This window comes from Streptomyces agglomeratus (assembly GCF_001746415.1).
In the GTDB taxonomy this organism is placed as follows: Bacteria; Actinomycetota; Actinomycetes; order Streptomycetales; family Streptomycetaceae; genus Streptomyces; species Streptomyces agglomeratus.
In genome coordinates, this window is the sequence record NZ_MEHJ01000001.1 from 4,957,919 (window position 1) to 4,978,060 (window position 20,142).

21 protein-coding genes, 1 tRNA gene and 1 riboswitch are annotated in these 20,142 nt (G+C 69.8%); of the genes, 14 read left to right on the top strand and 8 right to left on the bottom strand.

The annotated features are described in order from the left end of the window. Positions 1 to 38 precede the first annotated feature (38 nt). Both AS594_RS21575 and AS594_RS21580 read left to right on the top strand, forming a co-directional pair. Positions 39 to 317: a MoaD/ThiS family protein gene (locus AS594_RS21575; RefSeq protein ID WP_069928594.1), complete on the top strand. Its 279-nt coding sequence runs from the start codon at positions 39 to 41 to the stop codon at positions 315 to 317. After that, on the top strand, positions 317 to 1,267 hold the full coding sequence (locus tag AS594_RS21580; RefSeq protein WP_069928595.1) for a PLP-dependent cysteine synthase family protein: 951 nt from the start codon (positions 317 to 319) through the stop codon (positions 1,265 to 1,267). The genes AS594_RS21575 and AS594_RS21580 overlap by 1 nt, the downstream gene beginning before the upstream one ends. A 456-nt stretch (positions 1,268 to 1,723) precedes the next feature. Here the strand turns inward: AS594_RS21580 and AS594_RS21585 are convergent, their stop codons facing one another. Further along, positions 1,724 to 2,188 (bottom strand): type II toxin-antitoxin system PemK/MazF family toxin, encoded by a 465-nt coding sequence (locus AS594_RS21585; RefSeq protein WP_069935244.1) that lies wholly within the window; start codon positions 2,186 to 2,188, stop codon positions 1,724 to 1,726. Between the two features lie 174 nt (positions 2,189 to 2,362). Between AS594_RS21585 and AS594_RS21590 the strand changes: the two genes are divergently transcribed. After that, on the top strand, positions 2,363 to 3,115 hold the full coding sequence (locus AS594_RS21590) for an MBL fold metallo-hydrolase (protein WP_069928597.1): 753 nt from the start codon (positions 2,363 to 2,365) through the stop codon (positions 3,113 to 3,115). An 85-nt stretch (positions 3,116 to 3,200) separates the two neighbouring features. Here the strand turns inward: AS594_RS21590 and AS594_RS21595 are convergent, their stop codons facing one another. Next, positions 3,201 to 4,469, bottom strand: coding sequence for a PTS transporter subunit EIIC (locus AS594_RS21595; RefSeq protein WP_069928598.1), 1,269 nt, complete (start codon positions 4,467 to 4,469; stop codon positions 3,201 to 3,203). A gap of 251 nt (positions 4,470 to 4,720) precedes the next feature. After that, positions 4,721 to 5,998, bottom strand: a complete 1,278-nt coding sequence (locus AS594_RS21600) for a PTS transporter subunit EIIC (RefSeq protein ID WP_069928599.1) — start codon at positions 5,996 to 5,998, stop codon at positions 4,721 to 4,723. A 220-nt stretch (positions 5,999 to 6,218) separates the two neighbouring features. On the opposite strand from AS594_RS21600, the gene AS594_RS21605 reads away from it, so the two are divergent. The 4 genes from AS594_RS21605 (at position 6,219) to rdgB (ending at position 8,482) form a co-directional block, all read left to right on the top strand. Continuing rightward, a complete protein-coding gene (locus AS594_RS21605; protein ID WP_069928600.1) occupies positions 6,219 to 6,452 on the top strand; it encodes a PTS sugar transporter subunit IIB in 234 nt (77 codons plus the stop codon). A 95-nt stretch (positions 6,453 to 6,547) separates the two neighbouring features. Further along, the gene (gene rph / locus AS594_RS21610) at positions 6,548 to 7,279 is read left to right on the top strand and encodes a ribonuclease PH (RefSeq protein WP_069935245.1); all 732 of its coding nucleotides are present in this window, start codon (positions 6,548 to 6,550) and stop codon (positions 7,277 to 7,279) included. A gap of 181 nt (positions 7,280 to 7,460) precedes the next feature. Next, a complete protein-coding gene (locus AS594_RS21615; protein WP_069935955.1) occupies positions 7,461 to 7,859 on the top strand; it encodes a hypothetical protein in 399 nt (132 codons plus the stop codon). 20 nt (positions 7,860 to 7,879) lie between these two features. Beyond that, a complete protein-coding gene (gene rdgB, locus AS594_RS21620) occupies positions 7,880 to 8,482 on the top strand; it encodes an RdgB/HAM1 family non-canonical purine NTP pyrophosphatase (RefSeq protein ID WP_069935246.1) in 603 nt (200 codons plus the stop codon). Positions 8,483 to 8,525: 43 nt separating this feature from the next. Here the strand turns inward: rdgB and AS594_RS21625 are convergent. From AS594_RS21625 to bcp, 3 genes are all read right to left on the bottom strand, one after another. Beyond that, a tRNA-Leu gene (locus AS594_RS21625) sits at positions 8,526 to 8,611 on the bottom strand. A 269-nt stretch (positions 8,612 to 8,880) separates the two neighbouring features. Then, entirely contained in the window at positions 8,881 to 10,389 is a 1,509-nt protein-coding gene (gene proP / locus AS594_RS21630; protein ID WP_069935247.1) for a glycine betaine/L-proline transporter ProP, read from the bottom strand. Between the two features lie 123 nt (positions 10,390 to 10,512). After that, positions 10,513 to 10,980, bottom strand: coding sequence for a thioredoxin-dependent thiol peroxidase (gene bcp, locus AS594_RS21635; protein ID WP_069928604.1), 468 nt, complete (start codon positions 10,978 to 10,980; stop codon positions 10,513 to 10,515). Between the two features lie 152 nt (positions 10,981 to 11,132). Between bcp and AS594_RS21640 the strand changes: the two genes are divergently transcribed. The 3 genes from AS594_RS21640 (at position 11,133) to AS594_RS21650 (ending at position 12,392) form a co-directional block, all read left to right on the top strand. Continuing rightward, the gene (locus AS594_RS21640) at positions 11,133 to 11,453 is read left to right on the top strand and encodes a DUF3618 domain-containing protein (protein WP_069928605.1); all 321 of its coding nucleotides are present in this window, start codon (positions 11,133 to 11,135) and stop codon (positions 11,451 to 11,453) included. A gap of 49 nt (positions 11,454 to 11,502) precedes the next feature. Beyond that, on the top strand, positions 11,503 to 11,838 hold the full coding sequence (locus tag AS594_RS21645) for a GroES family chaperonin (protein WP_028811655.1): 336 nt from the start codon (positions 11,503 to 11,505) through the stop codon (positions 11,836 to 11,838). A gap of 124 nt (positions 11,839 to 11,962) precedes the next feature. After that, positions 11,963 to 12,028, top strand: a riboswitch (guanidine-III (ykkC-III) riboswitch). Between the two features lie 43 nt (positions 12,029 to 12,071). After that, the gene (locus AS594_RS21650; RefSeq protein WP_028811654.1) at positions 12,072 to 12,392 is read left to right on the top strand and encodes a DMT family transporter; all 321 of its coding nucleotides are present in this window, start codon (positions 12,072 to 12,074) and stop codon (positions 12,390 to 12,392) included. 46 nt (positions 12,393 to 12,438) lie between these two features. Here the strand turns inward: AS594_RS21650 and AS594_RS21655 are convergent, their stop codons facing one another. Further along, positions 12,439 to 15,012 carry a transglycosylase domain-containing protein gene (locus AS594_RS21655; RefSeq protein ID WP_069935248.1) on the bottom strand — a complete coding sequence of 858 codons (2,574 nt, stop codon included), beginning with the start codon at positions 15,010 to 15,012 and terminating at the stop codon, positions 12,439 to 12,441. A 218-nt stretch (positions 15,013 to 15,230) separates the two neighbouring features. Here AS594_RS21655 and AS594_RS21660 point away from each other — a divergent pair, with 218 nt between their 5' ends. Genes AS594_RS21660 through AS594_RS21675 form a run of 4 tightly spaced genes read left to right on the top strand, consistent with a single transcriptional unit; the run spans position 15,231 to position 18,665 of the window. Then, on the top strand, positions 15,231 to 16,031 hold the full coding sequence (locus AS594_RS21660) for an ABC transporter permease (RefSeq protein ID WP_069928607.1): 801 nt from the start codon (positions 15,231 to 15,233) through the stop codon (positions 16,029 to 16,031). 22 nt (positions 16,032 to 16,053) lie between these two features. Continuing rightward, positions 16,054 to 16,905: an ABC transporter permease gene (locus AS594_RS21665; RefSeq protein WP_069930675.1), complete on the top strand. Its 852-nt coding sequence runs from the start codon at positions 16,054 to 16,056 to the stop codon at positions 16,903 to 16,905. A gap of 6 nt (positions 16,906 to 16,911) precedes the next feature. Continuing rightward, on the top strand, positions 16,912 to 17,901 hold the full coding sequence (locus tag AS594_RS21670) for an ABC transporter ATP-binding protein (RefSeq protein ID WP_420877816.1): 990 nt from the start codon (positions 16,912 to 16,914) through the stop codon (positions 17,899 to 17,901). A gap of 53 nt (positions 17,902 to 17,954) precedes the next feature. Next, a complete protein-coding gene (locus AS594_RS21675) occupies positions 17,955 to 18,665 on the top strand; it encodes a DUF1707 SHOCT-like domain-containing protein (protein ID WP_069935249.1) in 711 nt (236 codons plus the stop codon). Positions 18,666 to 18,741: 76 nt separating this feature from the next. Here AS594_RS21675 and AS594_RS21680 read toward each other — a convergent pair whose 3' ends face one another. Continuing rightward, on the bottom strand, positions 18,742 to 20,034 hold the full coding sequence (locus tag AS594_RS21680; RefSeq protein WP_069935250.1) for an SGNH/GDSL hydrolase family protein: 1,293 nt from the start codon (positions 20,032 to 20,034) through the stop codon (positions 18,742 to 18,744). Positions 20,035 to 20,142 lie beyond the last annotated feature (108 nt).

Genomic DNA, 20,142 nt, shown 5'->3' on the forward strand with positions numbered 1-20,142 from the left:
CGCCTTTCACGCCACCCTCCTGACAGGAGTCGAAAGCCATGGCCATCGAGGTCCGCATCCCGACCATCCTCCGCACCTACACCGACGGCGCCAAGGCCGTCGAGGGCAACGGCGACACCCTCGCCGACCTCTTCACGGACCTGGAATCGCGCCACGCCGGCATCCAGGAGCGCATCGTCGACGGCGGCCAGCTGCGCCGCTTCGTGAACGTCTACCTCAACGACGAGGACGTCCGCTTCCTCGACGGCATCTCCACCAAGCTCGCCGACGGCGACAGCGTCACCATCCTCCCGGCCGTCGCCGGCGGCATGGTCTGATGCGGTACGACTCCCCGCTGGCGGCGGTCGGCAACACGCCGCTCGTCCGCCTCCCGAGGCTGTCCCCGTCGGAAGACGTCCGCATCTGGGCCAAGCTGGAGGACCGCAACCCCACCGGCTCGATCAAGGACCGCCCCGCGCTCCACATGGTCGAACAGGCGGAGAAGGACGGCCGGTTGACGCCGGGCTGCACCATCCTGGAGCCCACCAGCGGCAACACCGGCATCTCGCTCGCCATGGCGGCCCGCCTCAAGGGCTACGACATCGTGTGCGTCATGCCGGAGAACACCTCCCAGGAGCGGCGCGACCTGCTCGCCATGTGGGGAGCGAAGATCATCTCGTCCCCGGCGGCGGGCGGCTCCAACACGGCCGTACGGGTCGCCAAGGAGCTCTCGGCGGAGAACCCCTCCTGGGTGATGCTGTACCAGTACGGCAACCCCGACAACGCGGGGGCGCACTACGCCACCACCGGCCCGGAGATCCTCACCGACCTCCCGACCATCACGCACTTCGTGGCGGGCCTCGGCACCACGGGCACGCTCATGGGCGTGGGCCGCTACCTGCGCGAGAACCTCCCCGACATCAAGATCGTCGCCGCCGAGCCGCGCTACGACGACCTGGTGTACGGCCTGCGCAACCTCGACGAGGGCTTCGTCCCCGAGCTGTACGACGCGTCCGTCCTGACCACCCGCTTCTCGGTCGGCTCGGCGGACGCGGTGACACGCACCCGCGAACTCCTCCAGCAGGAAGGAATCTTCGCGGGCGTCTCCACGGGGGCGGCGCTGCACGCGGCGATCGGGGTGGGCAAGAAGGCGGTCAAGGCCGGCGAGCGGGCGGACATCGTGTTCGTCGTCGCCGACGGCGGCTGGAAGTACCTGTCGACGGGCGTCTACACGGCCAAGACGACAGAAGCGGCCATCGAAACGCTCCAGGGCCAGCTCTGGGCGTAGGGGGCCGGCACGACCCCTCGAACCGCCGGACGCCCTTCGGGCGTCTCCTCAAACGCCGGACGGGCCGCACGGTCGCCGCAACGCGGCTCCCCTCAGCCCGTCCGGCGTTTGAGGACCGGGGCCGGGTGTCAGCCTCGGCAGCCCACCCCCAGCAGCTCTCCCCCCGGCAATTCCAGCCCGTCCGGCGTTTGAGGACCGGGGTCTGGGGCGGAGCCCCGGTTCGGGAAGGGGCGGGCAGGGGAAGGCCCCGCGCAGCGGCACCTCCGGGCAGCGCCCCGGCCCACTCCCGCGGCCACCCCCGGGGCGGCACCCGGCCCGCTCCCGCCGCCCCGCAGGCACCCGCCCCGCACGCAGCAGGCCGCCCACTCCCGCCGCCCCGCACGCACCCGCCCCGCACGCAGCGGAACCGCACGCGACACCCGCCGGGCCGCGCAAACCACACCCGCCGGGCCACGCCTAATCGCGGGCCAGATGCCGGACCCGCTCCCACACCGCCCCGTCCGCCACCCCGACCCGCCGCCGGAACCCCCGCAGCCCCACTTCCCGCAGCTCGTCCGTCTCCAGATAGCTGCGCCGCCCCCGCGCATCCCCCACGGCCCCGGGCGGCAGCGCGATCACCCCGGCCCGCTCCTCGTGGTGCTTGCTGGTGATCTTCGCGATCCGGGCCCGGCCGCCCCGTACCGACAACACCAGGCAGGGCCGGTCCTTCGACCCGGGCCCGTCCTCGTACGGCACATCGGCCCACCAGATCTCCCCGGCCCGCGGCACCCGGTCCGGCCGCCGCCCGCCCGGTTCCCCGGGGCGCGCGGGTGGTCGCGTGCGCCCCCCGGGCCGCTTCCCCCGCCCTCGGCCGTCCACCACGGCCGCCACCAGCGCGATCATCACCACGGCGACCAGCGCCACCCACCAGGACGTGTCCATAACCCCGACCGTACCGGCGCCCCGCCCGCCACGCGCGCTCCGCCCGAACCGGTGACAACGCAGGTGAGTTCCCCCACAACGCCCCGCCATCGAGGAGCGACCGGCTCCGTCGCGCCTTACGCTCGACGAACCCGCACGAACCCTCCCCGTCCCTGCTACGGAGGTTCACGCTCCATGAAGCTCACCGTCGTCGGCTGCTCAGGGTCGTTCCCGTCCGCGGAATCGGCCTGCTCGAGCTACCTCGTCGAGGCCGACGGCTTCCGGCTGCTTCTCGACCTGGGCAACGGCGCCCTGGGAGAGTTGCAGCGCCACGTCGGTCTCTACGACATCGACGCCGTCTTCCTCAGCCACCTGCACGCCGACCACTGCATCGACATGTGCGGTTACTTCGTCGCGCGCTACTACCGGCACGAAGGCGGCCGTGCCCCCGCGATCCCCGTGTACGGACCGGAGGGAACCGAGCAGCGCCTCACGACGGCGTACGCCGACACCCCGACCGAGAAGTCGATGGCCGAGGTCTTCGACTTCCACACGCTCAAGCCGGGCGTGTTCGACATCGGTCCCTTCTCGGTACGCACGGAGAAGGTGGCGCACCCGGTCGAGACGTACGGCATCCGCGTCGAGCACGCCGGCAAGTCCCTCGCGTACTCCGGCGACACCGGAGCCTGCGCGGCCCTGAACGAACTGGCCGCCGGCGTCGACCTGTTCCTGTGCGAGGCGTCGTTCACGTACGGCAAGGAGGACATCCCGGACCTCCACCTCAACGGCCGCGAGGCGGGCGAATGCGCCGCGCGGGCCGGGGCCGGCCGGCTGGTCCTCACCCACATCCCGCCGTGGACGAACGCGGAAGTGAACCTGGCCGACGCGCGCGCCGTCTACGACGGCCCGGCGGAACTCGCGGTCGCCGGCGCGGAGTACGAACTCTGACGTACGACGGCATCCCACGCGCACACGAGAGGGCCCCCGGACCGGTGACACGGTCCGGGGGCCCTCTCGCCCGTACGGCTGCGGCTTACTTCGCCTCGGCCTTCTGGAGCTCGGCGAGCTCCTCGTCGGACTCGCGGCCCGGCGTCGGGAGGTTGAACTTGGTGATCGCGAACCGGAAGACCACGTAGTAGACGACCGCGAAGCAGAGGCCGACCAGGGCGAGGCCCCACGGGTTGGTCGCGATGCCCAGGTTGAGCACGAAGTCCACCGCGCCGGCCGAGAAGCCGAAGCCGTCCTTCATGCCGAGCGCCCAGGTGAGCGCCATCGAGACACCGGTCAGGACCGCGTGGACCGCGTACAGCACCGGGGCGATGAACATGAAGGTGAACTCGATCGGCTCGGTCACACCGGTGACGAACGCGGTGAGCGCGAGGGAGAACATCATGCCGCCGACGACCTTGCGGCGCTCGGGACGCGCACAGTGGGTGATCGCGAGGCAGGCCGCCGGAAGGGCGAACATCATGATCGGGAAGAAGCCGGTCATGAACTGCCCGGCGGTCGGGTCACCGGCCAGGAAGCGCGCGATGTCGCCGTGCTTGCCCTCGAACTCACCGGCCTGGAGCCACGGGAAGGAGTTCAGGAGGTGGTGCATGCCGATGGGGATCAGCGCGCGGTTCGCGACACCGAAGATGCCCGCGCCGACGGCGCCGGAACCGACCAGCCACTCACTCAGGTTGTGCAGACCCGCACCCAGCACCGGCCAGATCAGGCCGAAGACGATGCCCACGACCAGGCCCGCGAACGCGGACAGGATCGGGACGAGGCGGCGGCCGCCGAAGAAGCCCGCCCAGTCGGGCAGCTTGGTCCGGTAGAACTTCTGGTACAGGAGGGCCACGACGATGCCCATGGCCACGCCACCGAGGACACCGGCGTTGACCGGAGCCTCGTTCATGACGATCTTGCCGTCGACGACGGCGGCGACCTTCGGCAGGTTGGAGTCGGTGAAGGTGGCGAGCACCTTCTGGAAGACCAGGTAACCGGTGACGGCCGCGAGAGCCGTCGAGCCGTCCGACTTCTTCGCGAAGCCGATCGCGATACCGACGGCGAACAGCAGCGGCATGTTGTCGAGGATCGCCCCGCCACCGGCCGCCATGTAACCGGCGAGCTTGGTGATGAAGGCCGGGAACGACTCCTTGCCGAGCATGTCGGCCTGGCCGAAACGCACCAGGAGCGCGGCAGCCGGCAGCACGGCGACCGGCAGCATGAGGCTGCGGCCGATGCGCTGCATGACAGCCATCGCGCCGGAGCCCTTCTTCTTGGCGGCCGCGGGGGCGGCGGCGCTGTCCGTGGACATCATTTCCTCCATGGGGCAAGGCGCCGCCAGGGGGGAACCGGGGGACGGCGGCGTCTTCGGGATCAACGCGGCGCGTCGCCACGTGGTCTACACCACTCAGTGGTGTAGACCAGTTTTAGCACGGTGAAGGACGGATAAGGAACCCGCAATTCCAGTGCTCCGAAACACACCCTTCCAGCCAGGACAAATGCCCCCGGACCGGACACGCCCGAGGGCCTTGCGCGGGGTCGGGGCTACCTGAGGGCCGGGAGCTACTTGACGGTCTCCTCCTCCACCTCTTTCTCGACCTCCTCCGGTTCGCGGCCCGGAGTGGGGATGTCGAACTTCGTGATCACCAGGCGGAAGACCGCGTAGTACACGACCGCGAAGCACAGGCCGATCGGAATGATCAGCCACGGTTTGGTGTCCAGGTGCCAGTTCACGACGTAATCGATCAGACCGGCGGAGAAGCTGAACCCCGCGTGCACGCCCAGCGCCCAGGTGATCGCCATCGAGGCGCCCGTTAGGAGTGCGTGCAGCCCGTACAGCAGCGGCGCCGCGAACATGAAGGAGAACTCCAGCGGCTCCGTCACGCCCGTGACGAACGAGGTGAGGCCCACGGAGATCATCAGGCCCATCACCCTCTTGCGGTGTTCGGGGCGCGCGCAGTGCGCGATGGCCAGCGCCGCCGCCGGAAGACCGAACATCATGATCGGGAAGAAGCCCGACATGAACTGCCCCGCCGACGGGTCCTCGGCGAAGAACCGGGTCAGGTCACCCTGAACGACCTTGCCGTCCGCCGTCCGGAACTCACCCGCCTGGAACCAGAAGAAGGTGTTCAGGAACTGGTGCATACCGATCGGGATCAACAGCCGGTTGGCGACACCGAAGATCCCCGCGCCCCACGCACCCAGGTCGATCAGCTGCTTGGAGAACCAGGTCAGCGCGTCACCCACCGGTTCCCACAGCAGGCCGAACAGGACGCCGAGGATCACGCACAGGAACGCCATGATGATCGGAACGAGCCGCCGCCCGTTGAAGAAGCCGAGCCAGTCGACGAGCCTGGTCCGGTGGTAGCGCTGCCAGACCACCGCCGTCAGCAGACCGATGAGAATGCCGCCCAGGACGCCGGGATTCTGCGGCGTCCCCTCCGGAGCCAGGTCGGTCACGGAGCCGTCGACAGGGAACGCCTTCAGCACGCTGTTGTAGACCAGGAAGCCGGCGACCGCCGCCAGAGCCGTCGAACCGTCCGCCTTCTTCGCGAAACCGATCGCGACCCCGATGCAGAACAGCAGCGGGAGGCCGAACGCGCCGTCCAGGATCGACGTACCGCCCAAGGTGAGCACCTTGGCGGTCTTGTCCCAGAACGGGCCGTCCAGGTACGCCGAGAACAGGTTGCCGAGGCTGACGAGCAGCCCGGCCGCCGGAAGGACCGCGACCGGGAGCTGAAGACTGCGCCCGACCTTCTGCAATCCCTGGAACAGACCACTCCGCCAGGTCCTCCGCCGCACACCCCCACCGGTCTCGCCGGCGGCACGGTTCGAACTCATCGGCGTCCTCCCGGAACAAGCCAGGTTTGGCGGGCGTCGCATACTGGTGTAGACCAGTTGCGGTACGGTCCGGAGCCCGGCCGGAAGACAGGGCGCCGGTGATCGCCATCATTCGGCACAGGGCGGTTACTCGCCCGCGAAGTTGCGCCAACCGTGAGTTACCGTGGCAAAGCGGCCACGGTGGGCCGAGGCTTCCGCTTTGAACAACAGGGAGAAAGACATGGCCAGCAAGGCTGAGAAGATCGTCGCCGGGCTCGGCGGTATCGACAACATCGACGAGATCGAAGGCTGCATCACCCGCCTGCGCACCGAGGTCCACAACCCGGACCTCGTCGACGAGGTCGCCCTCAAGGCCGCCGGCGCCCACGGCGTCGTCAAGATGGGCAGCGCCATCCAGGTCGTCATCGGCACCGACGCCGACCCCATCGCCGCGGACATCGAAGACATGATGTGAGCCGGCCATGAACCGGCCGTGAGGGGCCCCTTCCGGAATCCAGAACCGGAACGGGCCCCTCACGCATGCCCCCGCCCGACAGCTAGGCTCCACACATGTCTCGAATCGACGGCCGTACCCCCGAACAGCTCCGCCCCGTCACCATCGAACGCGGATGGAGCAAGCACGCCGAGGGCTCCGTCCTCATCTCCTTCGGTGACACCAAGGTCTTCTGCACCGCCTCCGTCACCGAAGGCGTCCCGCGCTGGCGCAAGGGCAGCGGCGAAGGCTGGGTCACCGCCGAATACTCGATGCTGCCCCGCTCCACCAACACCCGCGGCGACCGCGAATCCGTACGCGGCAAGATCGGCGGCCGTACGCACGAGATCTCCCGCCTCATCGGCCGCTCCCTGCGCGCGGTCATCGACTACAAGGCACTCGGCGAGAACACGATCGTCCTCGACTGCGACGTACTCCAGGCCGACGGCGGCACCCGCACCGCGGCCGTCACCGGCGCCTACGTCGCCCTCGCCGACGCCGTCGCCTGGGCCCAGGGCAAGAAGATCGTCAAGGCCGGACGCAAGCCGCTCATCGGCACCGTCGCCGCCGTCAGCGTCGGCATCGTCGACGGCGTCCCGCTGCTCGACCTCTGCTACGAGGAAGACGTCCGCGCCGAAACCGACATGAACGTCGTCTGCACCGGCGACGGCCGCTTCGTCGAGGTCCAGGGCACCGCCGAGGCCGAGCCCTTCGACCGCAAGGAACTGAACGCGCTCCTCGACCTCGCGAGCGGCGGCTGCGCCGACCTCACGGCCATCCAGGTGAAGGCGCTCGAAGGCACACTCTGACGTTGCCGAGCCACCGAGCCACCGCAACCGGGAGATCCGCCGAATCGCCGGCAACCACGGAGGCCCGTTCCGGCGTCTCCAAGGGCACGGGCGTACGGGCCGAACCGTACGCCCGTCCACATACCCGTACATCCGTGTACCTGATACCCGTACATCCGTGTACCTGGGGGAGGACCGCACCATGCGCAGTCGCCGTAATCGCCGCACCAGCCGCATCGCACTCGCCGTCGTCACCGCCGTGGCGCTGACCGGCCTCGTCGGCGGCTGCGGAGCCCTCGACAAGGCGATGGACTGCGTGAAGACCGCCGACGCCATCGCCACGAGCGTCGACAAGCTGTCCACAGCGGTGTCCAGCGCCGCCGACGACCCCACGCAGCTGAACGAGGCCCTCAGCGACATCGACAAAGAGCTGACGAGCCTTGAGGACACGACGGACAACGCGGACCTCAACAAGGCCGTGGACGACCTGAACAAGGCTGTCGACAACGTCCGCGCGGCGGTCGAGAGCGGCGACGAGACCCCGGACATCGGGCCCGTCACCGACGCCGCCACCGAGATCGGCAAGGTCTGCACCCCGTAACCGACACGGATACTGGGGGCATGACCCGCCTGATTCTCGCCACCCGCAACGCCGGGAAAATCACCGAGCTCCACGCGATCCTCGCCGACGCAGGTCTCACCCACGACCTCGTCGGCGCGGACGCGTACCCCGAGATCCCCGACGTCAAGGAAACCGGCGTCACCTTCGCCGAGAACGCGCTCCTCAAGGCCCACGCCATGGCGCAGGCCACCGGCCTGCCCGCCGTGGCCGACGACTCGGGCCTGGCGGTCGACGTCCTGGGCGGCGCCCCCGGCATCTTCTCGGCCCGCTGGTCGGGCAGGCACGGCGACGACACCGCGAACCTGAATCTCCTGCTGGCCCAGCTCGCGGACATCGACACCCCGCACCGCGCGGCGCACTTCGCCTGCGCGGCGGCCCTGGCCCTCCCCGACGGCACGGAACGCGTGGTCGAAGGCCGCCTCCGGGGCACCCTCCGCCACACCCCGGCCGGCACGAACGGCTTCGGCTACGACCCCATCCTCCAGCCCGACGGCTACGACGTAACCTGCGCGGAACTGACCCCGGCGGAAAAGAACGCCATCAGCCACCGGGGCCAGGCATTCCGGGCGCTGGTCCCGGTGGTGCGGGAGCTGCTGGGCTGAATGTGCGGAAGGGGCCGCCCTTCGGGGCGACCCCTTCGTGCTGTGCGGCCGATGGGATTCGAACCCACCTAGTCCAAAAGGACAAATCGGACCTAAACCGATCGCGTCAACCTGCTGCGCCACGGCCGCTAGCCACCAACCATGGTATCTGGCCGGCGGCTCGTGGGGTATGTGGCGCAGGGTTGTGCGGCTGTTCGGCGCTCCCCTCGGTCGCGATACCAGGTACTTGTGGGCTTCCGGTCGCCCTCCCGCAGGGTTCCCCATGCCCGGCGTTTGAAGTGGCGGGTGTCGAGGCCGACTTGAGCGACCGCTCCCGCAATGGGCAGAAGGCGCCCCCACCATCGGCCCGCACGTCGCTCCGTACACCGGCCACCCACCCGCCTCGGAACGTCAGAACCTCAGAACCTCGGCTCCGCCGTCTGTGCCGCTACCAGTTCCGCCGCTTCCTGCTTCGTTTCCACCGACGGCGGGGAGCCTGCCAGCGGCTGTTGGGCGGTTTCCTTCATGCACGCCACCGCGATGACGCCGATGAGTGCCGCCGCCATGGAGTAGTACGCGGGCATCAGGTTGTTGCCGGTGAGGCTGATCAGGCCCGTGATGACCAGCGGGGTCGTGCCGCCGAACAGTGAGGCGGAGAGGTTGTAGCCGACCGACAGCGACCCGTACCTGACGTGCGTCGGGAAGAGCGCCGGGAGCGCCGCCGACATCGTGCCCAGCAGGCAGACCAGCGACAGGCCGAGCATCAGCATGCCCGCGCTGATGGCCGGGATGCTGCCCTGCTTGATCAGGAGGAAGGACGGGAGCGAGAGGAAGAAGAAGCCGAGCATGCCCGCCATCAGCAGTGGCTTGCGGCCGAAGCGGTCGTTCAGGCGGCCGACCTGGCTGATGACGGCCATCAGGCAGACCATCACGCCGAGCAGGACGAGCAGCCCGTGTGTCTCGCTGTAGCCGAGTTCGTCGGAGAGGTACGTCGGCATGTACGACAGCAGCATGTAGTCGGTGACGTTGTACGCGCCGACGAGGGCGATGCACAGGATCAGCGTCGGCCAGTACTGCCGGAAGATCCTCGCGAGGTCTCCCTTGGCGGTGCTCTCCGCGGGGTCGGCGGCCTCGGACGCGCGGACGTTGCCGCTTTCCAGCTTCTGGAAGGCGGGGGTCTCGTCGAGTCGCATCCGCAGATAGAGGCCGACGAGGCCGAGCGGGCCGGCGACGAGGAACGGGAGGCGCCAGCCCCATGCTTCCATGGCGTCCGAGCCGAGCCAGGCGGTGAGGACGGTCACGAGGCCGGCGGCGCCGGTGTACCCGGCGAGGGTGCCGAATTCGAGGAAGCTGCCGAAGAAGCCGCGGCGCTTGTCGGGGGCGTACTCCGCGATGAATGTCGACGCGCCGCCGTACTCGCCGCCGGTGGAGAAGCCCTGCACCAGCCGGAAGAAGATGAGCAGGACCGGCGCCCAGAAGCCGATGGTGGCGTACGAGGGGATCAGGCCGATGGCGAACGTGCCGACGGCCATGAGGATCATGGTGAGGGCGAGGACCTTCTTGCGGCCCAGTTTGTCCCCCATCGGTCCGAACACCATGCCGCCGACGGGTCGTACGAGGAAGGCGACCGCGAAGGTCGCGAAGGAGGAGAGGAGTTGGGCCGTGTCGTTCCCGGACGGGAAGAAGACGTGGCCGATCGTCACCGCCAGGTAGCTGTAGATGCCGAAGTCGAACCATTCCATGGCGTTGCCGAGCGAGGCCGCTTTGACGGCGCGCCTGACCGACGCTTCGTCGGTGATGGTGATGTCGGAGCGGCGCAGCGGCGGGTTCTTCCTTCTCCGGGCAGCGCGGAAGAGGGTGCGGTGGCGCTTGATCGCTTCGGGATCGGCCACGTGGTCGGGGCCGGAGCCGGGGCCGGTGGCCGCCATGGCAGGTTCCTTTCCTCGGACGCGGAGGCGTTTTCCAATGTCCAAGTGGAACTGCTGCCTTCTATTCAATGCCGCAAACCAAGGTCCCCGGTTCCGGGACCTTGGTCACATCCTCGCGGGTCCTCAGATGCCGAGGTCCTTGATGATCTTCGCTACGTGGCCCGTCGCCTTGACGTTGTACAGGGCGCGCTCGACCTTGCCGTCCTCGTCGACGACGATCGTGGAGCGGATCACGCCGGTCACGGTCTTGCCGTACAGCTTCTTCTCGCCGAAGGCGCCGTACGCGGTCAGGACCTCCTTGGAGGGGTCGCCGACCAGCGTGACCTTGAGGTCTTCCTTCTCGCGGAACTTCGCGAGCTTCTCGGGCTTGTCGGGGGAGACGCCGACGACGTCGTAACCGGCGCCGGTCAGCAGCTCCAGGTTGTCGGTGAAGTCGCACGCCTGCTTGGTGCAGCCGGGGGTAAGGGCGGCCGGGTAGAAGTAGACGATGACTTTGCGGCCCTTGTACGAGGCGAGGGAGACCTCGGTTCCGTCGGCGTCGGGCAGGGTGAAGTCGGGGGCGGTGTCGCCGGGCTGGAGTCGCTCGCTCATCGGTTTCGGTCTCCTCGTGCGGGGTGGTACGCGAAGTCTTGGGGGTACGGTCCCGAGCGTAATGGGGGTGCCGTGGGGTATGGGACGGGCCGAGCTGACAGACTGTCGATGAAGGACTACCGGATTCGGCCCACGACCACGGAGGCAGCGCAGTGTCGGATGCCAGGACCCCTGCGCAGATCGAGGCGGACATCAAGAGCCGGCGCGACCAGCTGGCCGTAACGCTCGACGAGATCGGGGTGCGGCTGCACCCGAAGACGATCGTCGGTGACGCGAAGGCCAGGGTCGCCTCGACCGTGGACCAGACCGCGGGCCGGGCGTTCGTCGCGGTGAACCGGACGGTGTCCGATGTGAAGGCGCAGTTCGTTTCGGAGGACGGTTCGCCGCGTCTTGAGCGGCTTGTTCCGGTGGCGCTGGTGGCCGTGGGGCTGGTGGGTCTGCTGGCCCTGTCCACGCGGCGCAGGCGCGCCTGAGTCCGCGGCCGATGGCGGGCACGGGCGGGCGGGCAGGTAGGTTCGGGGCGTGAGCGAGAACACCACGCACGACAAGCTGCCCATCCGGATGCTGCACGACCGGGTGCTGGTCAGGTCGGACAGTCCCGAGGGCGAGCGCCGCTCGGGTGGCGGCATCCTGATTCCGGCGACCGCGGCGGTCGGCAAGCGGCTGGCCTGGGCCGAGGTGGTCGCGGTCGGTCAGAACGTACGGACCGTGGAGCCGGGCGACCGGGTGCTGTACGACCCGGAGGACCGGGCCGAGGTCGAGGTGCGCGGCATCCCGTACGTGCTGATGCGTGAGCGTGATCTGCACGCGGTGGCTTCGGAGCGGGTCTCGGAGGACTCGACCGGCCTGTACCTGTAGGCGCGGCGGCCCGTACGCCTTGTAGCGGGGCGGCGCGCGGCCTGTGCGCCTTGTGGGCGGACGACGCGGGCGGTGGGTGCGCGCGGGCCGGTGATCAGGATCACCGGCCCCTTTCGCTGCCCCTTGCTATGTTGGAGACACCCCCGACGAGACGCGCCGTACCGGGTTGTAAACGGAAAGACGACGCATCCCCGATGTATCTGTTTCCGCGTTTCGCTTCGGAGGTGCCCGTCGTGGCCTGGGTTCTGCTTGTCGTCGCCGGTCTGCTCGAGGTCGGCTGGTCGATCGGGATGAAGTACACCGACGGCTTTACGAGGCTGTGGCCGAGTGTCTTCACGGGTGCCGGGATCGTCGCGAGCATGCTGCTGCTGTCGCACGCCGCCAAGACGCTGCCGATCGGTACGGCGTACGGCGTCTGGGTCGGTATCGGCGCGGCCGGTGCGGCGGTGCTCGGCATGGTGGTGCTCGGTGAGCCGGCGACCGCCGCCCGGATATTCTTCGTCTGTCTGCTGCTGGTGGCCGTCGTGGGGCTGAAGGCGACCTCCGGGCACTAGCCGGCCGTATCGCGGGTGCGTCGGGGCGTCGAGTGCGGCGGGTGAGTCAGTTGCGGCCGCGTGGGCCGTTCAGCAGGCCGTCCGACGGCGGTCCGGTGGTGCCGCCCGTGTCGCCGCCGCCGCCCGTGCCGCCGGTGTCCGTGGGGCCGCCGTCGGTCGTGCCCGGCGAGCCCGTCGAGCCCGTGGCGCCGCCCGTGTCAGTCGCGCCGCCGGTGTCCGTCCCGCCTTCCGCGCCGCCGCCGTCGGCTCCGCCGTCCGTGCCGCCGGTGTCCGTGGGGCCGCCGTCGGTCGTGCCCGGCGATCCCGTCGTGCCGCCCGTGTCCGTCGTCGTGCCGCCGGTGTCCTGGCCGCCGCCGGTGGTCGGGCTGCGCGTCGGGTCGTCGGGGCTGTCGCTCGACGGCGGTTCCGCGGAGCCCTCCGACTCCCCGGTGTCCGGCTCCTGCTCGGACGGTGAGGCGGCGGGTTCGTCGGAGCCGGCCGCCGTCTCCAGGTCGAAGTCCCGCACCGGCTTGCCTTCGAGCGCGGCGGCCGTGAACTGGCCCCAGATCTGCGCGGGCGCTCCGCCGCCGTTGATGCGCGGCTGTCCGAGTGCTCCGTACAGCGGCTTCTGTACGCCGGTTTCCGGGTCCTGGCCCATGACGGCGACGACGGTGGCCAGGTCGGGGGTGTATCCCGCGAACCACGCCGCCTTATCCTCCTCGGCGGTGCCGGTCTTGCCCGCCGCCGGGCGGCCGGCGGACTGGGCCGCCGTGCCGGTGCCGCCGTCGACGACGCTCCGGAGGATCGACGTGGTGGTGTCGGCGGCCTCGCGGGACACGGCCTGCGTGGTGCCGGCGCCGGAGCCGGCGTCCGAGCCCGCGTCGGGCCCGGAGCCCGGGTCGGAGTCTGCGTCCGCCGTGGGGAGCGCGACGGTCTGGCCGTTCTTGGTGATCTTCTCGACGATCGTGTACGTGCCGTGCCTGCCGTGGTTGGCGAGTGTCGCGTACGCCTCCGTCATGTCGAGGACGCTGGCGGTGGCGACGCCGAGAGCGATCGACGGGTACGGATCGAGGCTCGGCGTGTGTGCGGGGAGGCCGAGGGCGACGGCGGTGTCCTTGACCTTGGCGGGCCCGACGTCCTGTGCCATCTGCGCGTACACCGCGTTGATCGACTTGTCGGTGGCGGTACGGACGGTGACCGGGCCGTACGAGCGCTGGTCCTCGTTCTCCGGGTCGTACCCGGTCGGCCCGTTGGGGCCTTCCACCATCCGCTTGTTGGTGCCGTCGTAGATGGTGTTCGGCGTGATCTGGCGGCCGTCCTGGGTGGTGGAGCCGTTCTCGACGGCCGAGGTGAAGACGAACGGCTTGAAGGTGGAGCCAACCTGGTAGTCGCGGCGCGTCGCGTTGTTGACGTACTGCTTCGTGTAGTCGATGCCGCCGTACATCGCGACGACCTTGCCGCTCGCCGGGTCGATGGAGGCGCCGCCGACGCGGACATTGCGGTCGGCCTTGCGGTCCTTGCTGGTCTGCGACATCACCTTGTCGTCGACGGCCTCGGCGAAGGCGTCCTGCTTGGACTTCTCCAGGGTGGTGGTGATGCGGTAGCCGCCGGTCGCGAGGGTGTCCTCGTCGATGATCTTGTTGTTGGTGAGGTAGTCCTCGACGGCCTGCACGATGTAGCCGCGCTGCCCGGAGAGCCCGGAGGCGGGCTTCGCCTCGTGCGGCGCGGGGAACTTCGCCCCGGCGCGCTGGGCGGGCGTCAGCCACTTCTCCTTCACCATGCCGTCGAGTACGTAGTTCCAGCGGCCCAGGGCCGCGCCCTTGTTCTCGGGGTGGGTGGTGACGTCGTACGCGCTGGGGGCGTTGAGGAGCGAGGCGAGGTAGGCGCCCTCGGCGGTCGTGACCTCGTCGATGTCCTTGCCGTAGTACGCCTGGGCGGCGGCCTGGATGCCGTACGCGTTGCGACCGAAGTAGCTGGTGTTCAGGTACCCCTCGAAGATGTCGTTCTTGCTCTCCTCGCGATCGAGCTTGATCGCGATGAAGAACTCCTTCACCTTCCGGGTCGCGGTCTGTTCCTGGTCGAGGTAGTAGTTCTTCACGTACTGCTGGGTGATGGTGGAGCCGGACTGCTTGCCCTTGCCCGTGAGGGTGTTCCAGCCCGCGCGGACCATGGCCTGGGGGTCGACCGCCCGCTCGGAGTAGAAGTCGCGGTCCTCGGCGGCCAGCACGGCGCGCTGGACGGTCTTGGGGATCTGGGCGAGCTTGACGCTCTCGCGGTTGACCTCGCCGTCGCGGGCGAGCTGCGAGCCGTCCGCGTAGAGGTAGACATTGCTCTGGGAGGTGGCTGCGCTGTTGGCGGCCGGGATCTTGACGAGCGTGTAGCCCGCGAGGAACGCGCCGATCAGCAGCAGGGCCAGCAGCAGGAACGTACCGAGCAGCATGCGCCAGGTGGGGACCAGACGGCGCAGGCCGGTGCGCTTGGGGCGGCGGGCCTTCTTGCCGTCCGGGCTTCCGTCCGGGCCGTCCGCGCCGTTCCCGCCGGTCTTCTTCTTGTTCTTCCTGGCCTGCTTTTCCCCGGTCCCCGTGGGGTCGGAGGGGTCCCGGGGCGCCCACCCCTGGGGCTGCTGTGGCTCGTCGTTCATGCTGGTGGAGACTCCCTGGGCGCGGCCAGAGGTTCACTCTCCGGCATAACGGTGTCGTATCGGGCGATTCGGCTGGTACGCCCATAGTGCACGCCCCCGGGGGCAGGTCATCGAAGCGCCGGTGCTCCCCGGAACAAAATGCCTGCGGCGGCTGACCCCATTGGGCTAGGGTCGGGCGTTTTGGGGCATGGGGCGAGCGGCGAATCGGGGGGCTTGGCGTGCGTGTATACGCGGTGGTCGCGGCCGGGGGGTTCCGGCGTCATGCGACCTACCGGGTGGCGACGGCGGCCGGGATGTTCACCAACACCGTCTTCGGCTTCATCCTGGCGTACACCTTCACGGCGCTGTGGGACGAGCGCCCGCAGCTCGGCGGGTACGACCTGTCGCAGGCCCTCACCTACGTGTGGATCGGGCAGGCGCTGCTGATGACCACCGCCATGATGGGCGGCGGCTTCGAGAACGAGCTGATGGAACGGATCCGTACCGGCGACATCGCGATCGACCTGTACCGCCCCGCCGACCTCCAGTTCTTCTGGCTGGCGAACGACCTGGGGCGGGCCGCCTTCCATCTGCTCGGGCGCGGCGTCGTGCCGATGGCGCTGGGGGCGCTCGCCTTCGATCTGGCGCTGCCGGCCGACCCGTTGGTGTGGGTGGCCTTCCTGTGTGCCGTCGCGCTCGGCGTCGTCGTCAGTTTCGCGGTCAGGTTCCTGGTGGCGCTGTCCGCGTTCTGGCTGCTCGACGGGGCGGGGGTGGCGCAGATCACCTGGCTCGTGGGCCTCTTCTTCTCCGGGATGGTGCTGCCCCTCACCCTCTTCCCCGGCGGTCTGGGCACCCTCGCGCAGGCGCTGCCCTGGTCGGCGCTGCTCCAGATCCCGGCCGACGTGTTCCTCGGCAAGCACACGGGCTGGGGGCTGGCCCAGGCGTACGCGTTCCAGGCCGGCTGGGCGGCGGTGCTGCTGACGGCCGGGCGGCTGCTTCAGACGCTGGCTACGCGAAGGGTGGTGGTGCAGGGTGGCTGAGGCGACGCAGACCCCGGCGGCGGTGAGCCGGACCGCAGGCGCGGAGGACGTGCTCGGGCCCGTCGGGCAGCTGCGGGCCGGGGTCCGGGCGTACCGGATGATCGCGGCGATGTGGATCCGCTCGACGATGGCGTACCGCGCGTCCTTCGCGATGGCGGCCCTCGGCAACTTCGCGGCGACCGGCCTCGACTTCGTCGGCCTGCTGCTGATGTTCTCCCACGTGGACGCCCTGGGCGGCTACACCCTGCCCGAGGTGGCCTTCTTCTACGGAACGGCGGGCGCGGCCTTCGGGCTGGCCGACCTCGTGATGGGTTCGATGGACCGGCTGGGGCGCCGGGTGCGCGACGGCACGCTGGACACCTTGCTCGTACGCCCGGTCCCGGTCCTCGCGCAGATCGCGGCCGACCGCTTCGCGCTGCGCAGGCTCGGCCGGATCACGCAAGGGCTGCTGGTGCTCGGTTACGCGCTGATGGTGCTGGACATCGCGTGGACGCCGCTGAAGGTGCTCATGGTGCCGGTGATGATCCTGAGCGGGGCGGTGATCTTCGCATCGGTGTTCGTGGCGGGGGCGGCGTTCCAGTTCTGGGCGCAGGACGCGTCGGAGGTGCAGAACTCCTTCACGTACGGCGGCACCACGATGCTCCAGTACCCGCCGACGGTCTTCGCGAAGGACCTGGTGCGCGGGGTGACCTTCGTGCTGCCGCTGGCCTTTGTCAACTGGCTCCCGGCGCTTTACGTGCTGGACCGCCCGTACCCCCTGGACGTGCCGTCCTGGCTCGCCTTCCTGCCGCCGCTGATCGCGGGCGGGTGCTGTGCGCTGGCCGGCGCGGCGTGGCGGGTGGGCCTTCGTTCGTACCGCAGCACAGGGAGCTGACACGTCATGGTGATGGAGAGGGAGATGGACCTCATCGAGAACCTCGTCGAGCTGGACGGCGTCGAGAAGGTCTTCGACGTACGCCGCAGGACCGGCCTGCTGCGGCGTGAGAAGACACAGGTGCGCGCGGTCGACGGGATCAGTTTCTCGGTGCCGCGCGGCGAGATGGTCGGGTACATCGGGCCGAACGGCGCGGGCAAGTCGACCACCATCAAGATGCTGACCGGCATCCTCACGCCGAGCAGCGGCCGCGTCCGGGTCGCGGGCATCGATCCGTCCCGGGAGCGTACGCGGCTGGCGCGGCGTATCGGGGTGGTGTTCGGGCAGCGTACGACGCTGTGGTGGGACCTGCCGCTGCGCGACTCGTACCGGCTGATGCACCGCATGTACCGGATCCCGGACGACCGCTTCAAGGTGAACATGGCGCGCTGCGTCGAACAGCTCGACCTGGGCGAGCTGCTGGACGTACCGGTACGGCAGCTGTCGCTGGGGCAGCGGATGCGGGGAGACATCGCGGCGGCGCTGCTGCACGATCCCGAGGTGCTGTACCTGGACGAGCCGACGATCGGCCTGGACGTCATCTCCAAGGCCAAGGTGCGGGACTTCCTGCGGGACTTGAACGCGGAGCGCGGTACGACGGTCCTGCTGACGACGCACGACCTGACCGACATCGAGCAGTTGTGCAAGCGCGTGATGGTGATCGACCACGGGCGTCTGGTGTACGACGGGGCACTGGCCGGGCTGCACGAGGTGGGCGAGAGCGAGCGGACGCTGGTGGTGGACCTGGAGCGCGAGCTGCCGCCGGTCGAGGTGGCGGGGGCGCGGGTGGTGAAGGTGGAGGGGCCGAGGCAGTGGCTGGCGTTCCCGGCGTCGGTGTCGGCGGCGCCGCTGGTGGCGGCCGTGGCGCAGAGGTATCCGCTGGTGGACCTGTCGGTGCGGGAGCCGGACATCGAGGCGGTGATCGCGAAGATGTACGCGGACCGCTCGGCGCTCTGATCCCTGCCCGTGAACTCTGGGACCGGGCGCGCCGGTTGACTAGTCTGTTCGGTATGACCAGTGGACTTCCGGAAATGCGCGCCTCCGACGCCGAGCGTGAGCGGGTCGCCGAGGTGTTGCGCGAGGCGGTCGCCGAGGGGCGGCTGGACATGGAGGAGTTCGACCAGCGTCTCGACGCCGTCTACAAGGCGCGTACGCACGGCGAGCTGGAGCCGCTGGTCCGCGATCTCCCGGTGCCGGGTACGGGGCCGGTCGCCTCGGTTGCCTCTCTGGCCTCTCCCGGCTCCTCCGGTACGCCCGTCTCCTGGCGGGCCCGGATCGGCGGCCCGGCCACGTCGAGGGGCGGCTTCGCCTTCTGGAGCGGCTTCGGGCGCAAGGGGACGTGGACGGTGGGCCGCAGGTTCACGGCGTTCGCGATAATGGGCGGCGGCGAGATCGACCTGCGCGAGGCCCGCTTCGAGGAGCGGGACACCCTGATCCGCTGCTTCACGATCATGGGTGGCATCGCGGTCACGGTGCCGCCCGGGCTGGACGTGAACGTCAAGGGCGTCGGCTTCATGGGCGGCTTCGGCGACCTGACGAACCAGTCGTCGGAACCGGTGGCGCCGGACTCGCCGCGCGTGACGATCACCGGTTTCGCGCTGATGGGCGGCGTGGGCGTCGAACGCAAGATCACCCGTGCGGAGAAGCAGCGCCTCAAGGAGGCGCGCAAGCAGGAGAAGCTGGCGAGGAAGGCTGAGGCCGACCGCAAGGAGCTGGACTGACCCCTGGCTCCGGCGGCCCTGTCCCGGGTCCCCGGCCGGGGCCCCCGGTGGGGGCCGGCCGTACCCGTACGTACCGCTACACCCCTGCCGCGTCCGCGCTCCTGTTGAGGCTCGCGAGGTCGAACGCCGTGCCCATGTGCCGGTAGCCCTCGTCGCTCGGGTGCAGGTGGTCGCCCGAGTCGTACGCCGGAAGCAGCCGGTCCGGGGCGTACGGGTCGCGCAGCGCCTCGTCGAAGTCCACCACCGCGTCGAAGATTCCGCGCGTACGGATCGCCTCGTTGACGCTGTCCCGCACCGCTTCGAGCTGCGGGGTGTGGGCCCGGGTGCCCTCGAACGGCATCACCGTCGAGCCGACGACCCGCAGCCCGTGCGTCCGCGCCCGGCGCGCGAGCTGCTCCAGGCCCGCCGTGATGCGCGCCGCGTCGAGCTCGTGCGGCGGGCGCAGTATGTCGTTGATGCCGAGGACGACGACGACCGCCTTCACGCCGGAGCGGGAGAGTACGTCACGGTCGAAGCGGGCGAGGCCGCTCGGACCCGTACCGTCACTGAGCAGGCGGTTTCCGCTGATGCCCGCGTTGAGGACGCCGTAGCGCCCGTCCAGGCGGTCGGCGAGCACGTCCGTCCAGCGGCGGTTGGCGCCGGCCGTCGACGTGACGCCGTCGGTGATCGAGTCGCCGATGACGACGACCGCGCCCTCGGCCTTGCCGCTCAGTACGTCGACACCGGTGACATAGCGCCAGTACGGCGTCTGGCCGGTGTAGGCGTCGCCGAGCGGGTCCTCCGTACGGTCGCCCCGCGCGACGTACGACGTCTGCCGGGCGCGCGGGTGGTGCGTCACCGGGCCGCTGGGCGTGGGGGAGTACGTGGTGACGAGCAGGTCCGCGTCGTACGGCACCTTCAGCGGCGCGGGGTCGCTGACGACCTGTCGGCCCGGCGGGATCACGACCGAGGGCGAGCCGCCGAAGAGCAGCCGGCGCATGGTTCCGTGCGCGGCGGTCGGGGCGCCGGGGGTGGCGGCGACGGCGATCGAGGCGTGCGTGACGTGCAGCGGCTGCACGCCGAAGAGGTTGGAGAGGGTGACGCGGGCGCTGGTGCCACCGATGCTGGTGTGTACGACGTTACGAATCGAATGCCGCGGGAATCCTTGTTCCGTACCGGGCTCGGCGAAGGCGGGCGCGGTGGACCAGGTGCCGATCCAGGAAGCGGAGGTGGCCGGGGCCGCGGAACGCAGCGGCGTACGGGGACGGGCCTGTGTGTCGTCGTCAGGGCCGTGACCGCCGAGCGTCGCTCCGGCGAATATGGCCCCTGAGATGAGGACAACCACCGCGGCGAGCGCGGCGAGCAAGGCATAACCGTTGCGCTTGGTCATGCTCGGTGTATCTCCTCGGGCGCAGGGAGCCCGAGGCTCCGTTCGAACTCACTCCATGATGCGCCATTGCACCGCCCTGATAGACGTCGGGAACTCACAGTGCGTTCC